General features: G+C 72.9%; 7 protein-coding genes. 2 read left to right on the top strand and 5 right to left on the bottom strand.

The window, feature by feature from the left end; genetic code table 11:
• The 5 genes from asnS to Q7W29_11870 all read right to left on the bottom strand — a co-directional run.
• Positions 1–1,221 (bottom strand): asparagine--tRNA ligase (asnS, locus tag Q7W29_11890; protein ID MDO9172521.1); only part of this gene is annotated, 1,221 nt, incomplete at its 3' end.
• Between the two features lie 86 nt (positions 1,222–1,307).
• On the bottom strand, positions 1,308–3,452 hold the full coding sequence (feoB, locus tag Q7W29_11885; protein ID MDO9172520.1) for a ferrous iron transport protein B: 2,145 nt from the start codon (positions 3,450–3,452) through the stop codon (positions 1,308–1,310).
• A 25-nt stretch (positions 3,453–3,477) separates the two neighbouring features.
• Positions 3,478–3,702 (bottom strand): ferrous iron transport protein A, encoded by a 225-nt coding sequence (locus Q7W29_11880; protein MDO9172519.1) that lies wholly within the window; start codon positions 3,700–3,702, stop codon positions 3,478–3,480.
• Between the two features lie 88 nt (positions 3,703–3,790).
• Positions 3,791–5,737 (bottom strand): glycosyltransferase, encoded by a 1,947-nt coding sequence (locus tag Q7W29_11875; protein ID MDO9172518.1) that lies wholly within the window; start codon positions 5,735–5,737, stop codon positions 3,791–3,793.
• Positions 5,734–6,990 carry a DegT/DnrJ/EryC1/StrS family aminotransferase gene (locus Q7W29_11870; protein MDO9172517.1) on the bottom strand — a complete coding sequence of 419 codons (1,257 nt, stop codon included), beginning with the start codon at positions 6,988–6,990 and terminating at the stop codon, positions 5,734–5,736. The genes Q7W29_11875 and Q7W29_11870 overlap by 4 nt, the downstream gene beginning before the upstream one ends.
• Positions 6,991–7,274: 284 nt before the next feature.
• Here Q7W29_11870 and Q7W29_11865 point away from each other — a divergent pair, with 284 nt between their 5' ends.
• Both Q7W29_11865 and Q7W29_11860 read left to right on the top strand, forming a co-directional pair.
• Positions 7,275–8,831, top strand: a complete 1,557-nt coding sequence (locus tag Q7W29_11865) for a glycosyltransferase (GenBank protein ID MDO9172516.1) — start codon at positions 7,275–7,277, stop codon at positions 8,829–8,831.
• 75 nt (positions 8,832–8,906) lie between these two features.
• Positions 8,907–8,985 (top strand): AbrB/MazE/SpoVT family DNA-binding domain-containing protein (locus tag Q7W29_11860; protein ID MDO9172515.1); only part of this gene is annotated, 79 nt, incomplete at its 3' end.

Genomic DNA, 8,985 nt, shown 5'->3' with positions numbered 1-8,985 from the left:
CAGGCGGGCGTCGAGCACGTCGAGCCGCTCCTCGCGCTGGCTGCCGCCGACGATCTCGCCGATGCCGGGCGCCAGCACGTCCATCGCGGCCACGGTGCGGCCGTCGTCGTTCAGGCGCATGTAGAAGGCCTTGATGTCCTTCGGGTAGTCCGTCACCACGACCGGGCGCCGGCAGTGGACCTCGGTGAGGTAGCGCTCGTGCTCGGACTGCAGGTCCATCCCCCAGGACACCGGGTACTCGAACGACGACTTCGCCTTCTCCAGGACCGCGACGGCCTCGGTGTAGGTCAGGCGGTCGAAGGACTTCTCGACGAAGGCCGCCAGGCGCGCCGCCACGCCCGGCTGGACGTGCTCGTCGAAGAACGCCATGTCGTCGGGGTGCTCGTCCAGCACCGCCTGGAAGATGTAGCGCAGGAAGTCCTCGGCCAGGACGGCGTCGGCGGTCAGGTCGGCGAAGGCCAGATCCGGCTCGATCATCCAGAACTCCGACAGGTGGCGCGAGGTGTTCGAGTTCTCGGCGCGGAAGGTGGGGCCGAAGGTGTAGACCTTCGACAGGGCGCAGCAGTAGGTCTCCACGCTGAGCTGCCCGGACACGGTCAGGAACGACTCGCGGCCGAAGAAGTCCTGGGCGTGGTCGATCTTGCCGTCCGGCGTGCGCGGCAGGTTCGCCAGGTCCAGGGTCGAGACGCGGAACAGCTCGCCCGCCCCCTCGGCGTCGCTGGCCGTGATGATCGGCGTGTGGATCCAGTAGTAGCCGCGCCCGTGGAAGAAGCGGTGCGTGGCCTGGGCCAGGCAGTTGCGCACGCGGGTGACGGCGCCGAAGGTGTTGGTGCGCGCGCGCAGGTGCGCGTTCTCGCGCAGGAACTCGAAGGTGTGGCGCTTGGGCTGCATCGGGTAGGTCTCGGGATCTTCGACCCAGCCGACGACCTCGAGGGCGGCGGCGCGGATCTCGACGCTCTGCCCCTGCCCCTGCGAGGCGACCAGTTCGCCGCGCACCGTCACCGCGCAGCCGGTGGTCAGGCGCAGCACCTCGGCCTCGTAGTTGGGCAGGGCGGCCGGCGCCACGACCTGGATCGGCGCGAAGCAGGAGCCGTCGTGCACCTGCACGAAGCTCAGGCCCGCCTTGGAGTCCCGGCGGGAGCGCACCCAGCCCTGGACGGTGACGTCGGCGCCGGTGGGGACCTTCCCGGCCAAGAGATCGCTGATCCTGGTGGCGGCCATGTCGCTTCCTCGCGCTGGCAGTGGGAACTCGCGGCGAACGCAGGACATGATGGACGATCGCGCCCCGCCGCGCAAGCCCTCCGGGGTCAGGCGAAGCCCAGCGCCCGGCCGCCCTGGTAGACGATCAGGGAGGCCAGGTAGGCGGCGGCGGTCAGGTAGCCCAGCATGAACAGGGTCCAGCCCCAGCTGGCGGTCTCGCGGCGGGTGACCGCCAGCGTGCTCATGCACTGCATGGCGATCATGAAGAAGACGATGAGGCTCACCCCGGTCAGCGGCGTCCAGACGGGGCGCCCGTCGGGCCGGCGGTCGCGCAGCATGGCCTCGCGCAGGGTGTCGTCGGCGGGGTCGCCGCCGCCGCCGACGCCGTAGACCACGCCCATCGTGCCCACGAAGACCTCGCGCGCGGCGAAGGCGCCGATCAGGCCGATACCGATCTTCCAGTCGAAGCCCAGGGGCTCGATCACGGGCTCGAGCGCGCCGCCGATGCGGCCGGCGTAGCTGTGCCGCAGCTGCTCGGACTGGGCCGCGGCCGCGTCGGGCCCGCCGGGCGGGACGGCGCCGGCGCGGGGGAACGACAGCAGCACCCACAGCACGACCGTCATCACCAGGATCACCGTGCCGGCGGTGGTCAGGAAGGCCCGCGAGCGCTCCCACATGACCATCAGCACGGTCTTGGGGTCGGGCATCCGGTAGGCCGGCAGCTCCAGCAGCAGCGGCCGCGGGCGTCCCTTGAAGACGGTGCGTCCCAGCAGCCCCACGGCCAGCAGCGCCAGCAGCGAGCTCAGCACGTAGATCCCCAGCAGCACCAGCGTGCCGGTGCTCAGGAAGCCGATCTTGCGCGCGGCGGGGAAGGTCAGGGCGATGACGAGCGTGTAGACCGGCAGGCGGGCCGAGCAGCTGATCAGCGGCACGGCCATGATCGTCAGGAAGCGGTCGCGCCGGTTGTCGATGGTGCGCGTGGCCATGATCGCGGGGATGGCGCAGGCGTAGCCGCTGAGCATCGGCACGAAGGCCTGGCCGTGCAGGCCGAGCTTGCGCATGAGGCGGTCGATCAGGAAGGCCGCGCGCGCCAGGTAGCCGGTGCCCTCGAGGATCGAGATGAACAGGAACAGGAACAGGATCTGCGGCAGGAACACCAGCACGCCCCCCACGCCGGCGATCACGCCGTCGACCAGCAGGTCCCGCAGGAACCCGGCCGGCAACAGCCCGCGCAGCGCGCCGGCGAGGCCGCCGACGCCGTTCTCGATCAGGCCCATGAACGGCTCGGACCACGAGAACAGCGTCTGGAAGATCAGCCCCATGATCGTCACGAAGACCGCGGTGCCCCACAGCGGGTGGGTGAGCACGGCGTCGATGCGCTCGGTCTGGTGGCTGCGCGGCGGGTTGCGGGTGATCAGGCGCGGTGCCAGCAGGTCGATCTTCGCGTAGCGGGCCGCCACCGCCTCGCGCGCGAGATCGCGGCCGGCGGCCTCGAGGCGGGCGCGCGTCGCCAGCGCGAGGTCGCGCAGGCGCGGGCGGACCTCGAGCTCGCTGTGCGGGGTCACGCTCATCAGCAGCCACAGGGCGAAGGCGCGGCGGGCGGCGGGCGAGGGCAGGCTGAAGCGCACCTCCTCGCGGATGGCCGCGTCGAAGGCGTCGAGGTCGCGGGACAGCTCGGCGCCGGGCTCCCACAGCCAGCCCGGCGACGGGTGCGCCTTCCCGTCGAGCAGGTCGTCGAGCGCCTCGCGCACCAGCTCGAGGCCCTGGCGGCGGCGGGCGACCGTGCCCACGACCGGGATCCCGAGTTCCAGGCGCAGCGCGTCAAAGTGCAGGTCGATGCCCTCGCCGCGCGCGGCGTCGATCATGTTGACCACCGCGATGACCGGCAGGCCGAACTCCATCACCTGCATCAGGAAGAACAGACTGCGCTCCAGCGCGACGGCGTCCAGCACCACCAGGACCGCGTCGGGGCGCGGCAGTCCCTTGCGCCCCAGCAGCGAGTTGATCGCCACTTCCTCGTCGGGAGAGCGCGCCGTCAGGCTGTAGGTGCCGGGCACGTCGACCAGCGTGACGCGGCCGGCGCGCGGCAGTTCGGCCTCGGCGGTGCGGGACTCGACGGTGATGCCGGGGTAGTTGCCGATCTTGGCGTGGGCGCCGGTCAGCGCGTTGAAGAGGGTCGTCTTGCCGCTGTTGGGGTTGCCGGCGACCGCGATGATCCGCTGCCGGCGGTCGGGGTCCGTGACGGGGGCCATCGCGTCCTCCGGCTGGCGCTCGGGGTCAGAGGGGGCGGCAGCGGATCAGCGCCGCTTCCTGCTTGCGGATCGAGAGGCGATAGCCGCGCACCTTGATCTCGATGGGATCGCCCAGAGGAGCGTGCCGGACCACCGACAGGTGGGTGCCGGGCGTGAGGCCCATCTCCATCAGACGGGTCCGTAACCCGTTGCAGGGATCGATGTCGAGGAGTTCGGCGGCCGCGCCGGCCTGCACCAGGTCGAGTGTCACGCACGATCCGATCGTTGGCGTCCCTGAACCGGAGCCTGATCTTGGTGTGCCAAGACTTATTGGTATAACAAAGATATCTGCGTAACAACTAGGCGCAAGATAATTCTGTGGGCGTTGGCGGGGGGGGCGCGGTCCGTAGGCCGGCACCCTGCAGGCCCGTCAGCAGGGCACGGCGCCAGTCGGCGCCCGACCCGCAGCCGCCGACCTGCCGGAAGCAGTCGGCCCGCACGGCCAGGACGGGGGGCTGGTCGAGGCCGTGCGCGGCCAGGTCGGGCTGCGACACCAGGGGCATCACCGCGGCGGCGAGCCAGCCGGGGGGCAGGTCGGCGTCCAGGTCGGCGATCACGAAGCAGGCGCCGCGAGCGGTCGCGGCGGCCCGGTCGATGGCGGCGGCGCGGCAGGCTCCCGCGGCGTCGACGACCCGCAGACCGGGCTGGGTCGGCACGGCGCGCTCCAGGTACCGGCGCGCTGCGGGGGCCAGGCCGACGTCCGCGACCACGTACTCCAGCACGGTCGGCAGCTTCTCGGCGGACAGGGCGAGCAGTCCGCGCAGCAGGGACGGCAGGTCGCCCGCGACCGGCAGCAGCAGCGAGACCTCGGGCGCGGGCGGCGGCGGCGGCACGAGCGGCCGGGCCGCGATGCGCCCGGCCGCGGGCGGCATCCCCGACCACAGGCCCAAGCGCTTGGCGTCCTGGCCGAGCAGGTCCCAGGCGCGCTGGGCGTCGGCGCGGTGCCGCTCGCCGCGGCAGGTCTGCGACGTGCGCTGGCGGAAGGAGCTGAGCGGCTCGCGCAGCAGCACCAGGTCGCCCTTGCTCAGCAGGTGGCACCACAGGGACATGTCGCCGTTGGTCAGGGCGCGGCGGCCGCCGAAGGACATCAGGGCCGGCAGCGCGTCGGCGGCGTCCTCGCGGCGGAACAGGCAGGTCGTGGGCTCGCCGATGACGTTGCGGCGGTTGCCCAGCATCAGCGCCGCGAGGTCCGTCCCGCGGATCACCACGTCGGCGGCGGCCAGGGGCGCGTTGAAGTCGTCGGGCAGGACGCCGCCCTCCTCGTCGATCAGCCGGCGGTACGAGGCGGCCAGGGTCGCCTCGCGGCGCTCGGCCAGCGCCGCGACCAGGCGTTCGACGCACGGCGGTTCGAGCAGGTCGTCGTCGGCCAGGCACTTCACGTAGTCGCCGCGCGCGCACTCGTAGAGGGCCTGCCAGTTGTCGATTTCGCCCAGGACCGACGGGTTGCGCACGTAGCTCACGCGCGGGTCCTCGGCGGCGTGGCGCCGGCAGACGGCTTCGATCGCGTCGCCGGGGCTGTCGTCGCCGACCAGGATCTCGAGGTTCGCATGGGTCTGACGGCGCGCCGACAGCAGGGCGGCCTCGAACCAGCGCGGCTCGTAGGCGGCGATCAGCACGCTGACCAGGGGCGGCCCGCCCGCCGGGCACGGCGCCGGGACGGGACGGCGGAATTCCATCACCAGGTGGCGGCCGAGCCGGGACTCGACGCCCCGGAAATGCGGCCAGCGGCTCTCCCCCGTCGCGCACGCGACGGGTTCGGCGAGACCGGCCAGCCGGGCCAGGCGCTTCAGTTCGACCGCGTCGACCACGTGCTTGTGGCCCCAGTCCCGCAGGCAGACGTTCAGCATCTCGCAGGGGTTGGCGAGCCAGTCGTAGCCGTAGTCCTTCAGGCCGCAGCGCTCGTGCCAGTCAGGGTCGACGTAGCAGCGGACGATCTCGGCGAGGTCCGGCGTGGCGACGCGCACCACGCCGCCCGGCCGCAGCGCGCGGCGGCACTCGCGCAGGAAGGCCAGCAGCTCGCCCTGCGTCAGGTGCTCGACGAAGTGCTCGCTGTGGATCCCGTCGACGGTGCCGTCGGCGAAGGGCAGGCCGCGGCGGACGTCGAGCTTCAGGTCGGCGTCGCGGTCGAGGTCGAGGTTGACGAAGCCCGGCAGCGGCTGGTCGCCGCAGCCCACGTTGACGAGCACGACGTCGGCGGCCGGCGCTGCGGGAAGGGTCTGGCGCTCGCTCACGGGATGTTCGGTCAAGAGGCGCTCCCTCGGCGGACGGCGTGGGGCCAGCGGTCGCGGATCTCGGCGGCGTTCGCGACCATCGCGCGCAGCAGGCCGCCGATGCGCGCGACGTCGGCGGGATCGACGCCGCCGCCGGTGGGCAGGGCCAGCACCCGGTCGGTGACGTGTTCGGTGCGCGGCAGCAGCAGGCCGGCGTGCGGGAACAGGGAGCGGTACGGCTCCATGCGGTGACAGCCGGGGTGGAAGTAGCGGCGCGCCAGCACGTTCTCGGCCCGCAGCAGCGCGACCAGCTGGTCGCGCGAGAGGCCGGCCTCGTCGCGGTCCACCTCGACCACGACGTACTGGTAGTTGTTGCGCTCGCGCTCGTCGTAGCGCATGAGCGTCAGCCCGGGCACGCCGCGCAGCTCGCGGCGGTACGCATCGTAGTGGCCGCGGTTGACCGCGACGATCCCGGCTTCCGCCTCCAGCGAGGTGAGGCCCATGGCCGCCGAGACCTCGGTCATCTTGCCGTTGACCCCGACGTGGATCACGCGGTCCTCGCCGGCGAAGCCGAAGTTCTGCATCAGGCGGACGCGCTCGGCCAGGTCGTCGTCGTCGGTGGCGACGGCGCCGCCCTCGAAGGCGTTGAGGAACTTGGTGGCGTGGAAGCTGAAGATCTCGCAGCGGCCGAAGCCGCCGACGGTGCGACCCTCGCGCGTGCAGCCGAAGGCGTGGGCGGCGTCGAACAGCAGCTGCAGGCCGCGGCGGTCGGCCAGCCGCTGCAGCTCGGCGACGCGCGCCGTGCGCCCGAACAGGTGCACGCCGATGATGCCGGTGGTGCGGGGCGTGATCAGCTCTTCGACCCGGTCGGGGTCGAGCGTGTAGCCGCCGGGCTCGACGTCGCCGAACACCGGCGTGATGCGCTGCCACTGCAGCGCGTGGGCGGTCGCCACGAAGGTGAACGAGGGCACGATGACCTCGCCGCGCAGGTCCAGGGCGCGCACGGCGATCTCCAGCGCCGTCGTCGCGTTACACGTCACCACAACATGCTTCACACCGACGCGCTCGGCCAGGCGCCGCTCGAACTCCTCGACCAGCGGGCCGCGGTTGGTCAGCCAGCGGCGGTCCAGCAGCCCCTCGATGCGGCGCATCAGGACGGCGCGGTCGCCCAGGTTGGGGGCGCCGACGTGACGGGGAACCGCAAAGGCCGGTTCCCCGCCGAAGTACGCCAGGCGGGGGGTGCCTGGCGCTTCCCGATCGCTCGTCTGGGGGAGGTTTGCCGTCCTCACTCCGTCCTCCTGTAGGAGGTGTCCTGATGCTTCGCCGCGGTGGTTGCAAGCGACGGGCCTGCCCGCAACGGCCGCAGAGGGCCCCGGAACGGACCTCCGGGCGCCCCGGCGGTCAGAAACCGGCCAGCGGGGCGCCCGCCCTGGCCGGATCGCGGCTCCCGATAGGGCCGGCGCCCCTCCCCGCCCCCGCCGGCGCTGGCATGGGCCTTGCCCCTGGCGGCGGGTCACCCTGACCCGAACCGGAGGGACCACCCCTGGCCACCCCGCGCCTGAGTCTGTGCCTGATCGTCCGCGACGAGGAAGCGATGCTCCCGGGACTGCTCGAGAGCGTCGCCGGCCTGTGGGACGAACTGGTCGCCGTGGACAGCGGTTCGCGCGACGCGACCGTGCCGCTGCTGGAGGCGGCCGGCGCGCGCGTGGTGCCGTTCGTCTGGTGCGACGACTTCGCCGCGGCCCGCAACGCCGCGCTCGACGCCGCGACCGGGGACTGGATCCTGATGCTGGACGCCGACGAGCGCGTCGGCCCCGAACTGGCGACGGCCATCCGCGGCCTGCTGGACGATCCCGAGGCCGGGGCGGCGACCGTCCTGCTGCGCGACGAGCTGCCTCACGGCCACGTCCACGAGTGCCGCCTGCTGCGCCTGTTCCGCCGCGATCCCGCGATCCGCTACGAGCACCCGATCCACGAGGACGCCTCCCGTACGGTCGAGGCGGCCCTGCGGCGCGACGGGCGCACGACGCGCGACCTCGACGGCGTCCTGCGTCACCTCGGCTACACGCGCGACGTGGCCGCCGCGCGCGACAAGAAGAACCGCGACGTCACCCTGCTGCGACGCTGCCTGGCCGCCGACCCGCGCGACTGGTACAGCCGCTACAAACTGCTCGAGCAGGCCCGCTTCTGGAACGACGCGCCGCTCTGGCGGCGCGAGGCGCTGACGGCCGCGTCGCTGCTGGACCGCGCCGGGCCGCGCGCGCTCGACGGCTTCCGCTTCGCCGGCGACCTGATCGTGCACGTCGGGCGGGGGATGGCGGACGGGGCGGCCAAGGAGCTGACCTGGCTGGACCGCTGGGCGCCGGCGACGTCCGACGCGGCGGAATACTGGCGGCGGCGGGGGGAAGTGCTGGAGTTGCTGGGCCGCGCCGACGCCGCGGCGGACGCCTACCGGACCTGCCGCGATCGCGGCGGAGCCGCCTCGCCCCAGAACGCGACCGTCCGCCCGCTGATGGGCTTGAGCCGGTTGGCCGCGTCCCGCGGCGACCTGCGCGAGGCGCTGGCGCTGGCCGAGTCGGCGCTCGAGCACGCGCCCTGCGATCCCGAGGCCCTGCTGGCCGCGATCGCCTTCGCCCACCTGGTGCGCGACGCCGACGGTCTGGCCTCGCGCTACCACTGCCGCCACGGCAACCCGCCGCAGTGGCACGAGGCGGTGGGCGAGCACGCGCTGGCCCGCGGCGACTGGACGGCTGCCCGCGCCGCCCTGGCCCGCGCCGCCGGCACGCCGCCCCGCGCGGCCGCCGCCGTGAAGCTGGCCCAGGCCAGGCTGGCCTGCGGCGACGTCGCCGGGGCGCGCTCGCTGGCCGCATCCTTGATAACGGAACTGCCCGTGGCCACCCTGGGCGTGGTGGTGTGCGACCTGATCGCCGGGCGCGACCTCGACCTCGAGGTGGACCTGGAACCCGAAGCCGCCGACGCCGCGCTGCGGGCGTGGATCGACGTGCTGTGGCGCAGCCGCCGGCTGGACCTGATGGGGAGCTTCGCGGACCGGTGCGAGGCGATCGCCGCGGCGTTCCCGTGGCTGCCCGAACATCTGCGGATGGCGACCTTGGCGCTCAGTTCCGTTTGAAACGGGCGACCGACCAACCTGTTTGACAGGCATCCTCGAGGTGATTACAATGTAGTCACGCACGGGAGGCCCGCGATGAAATCCAGGATCGTCAAAATCGGCAACTCGCAGGGGATCCGTATCCCCAAACTGCTGATCGAACAATCGGGGATCG

It is taken from the genome of bacterium (assembly GCA_030654305.1).
GTDB lineage: Bacteria > Krumholzibacteriota > Krumholzibacteriia > LZORAL124-64-63 > LZORAL124-64-63 > PNOJ01.
Note: the sequence above shows the minus strand (reverse complement) of the source record. Positions and strands in the feature narration are given on the sequence as shown.

What these genes read in the sequence shown, in the direction of transcription:
- feoB (MDO9172520.1), bottom strand. Translation starts at nt 3,452, where the DNA reads ATGGCCCCCGTCACGGACCCCGACCGCCGGCAGCGGATCATCGCGGTC.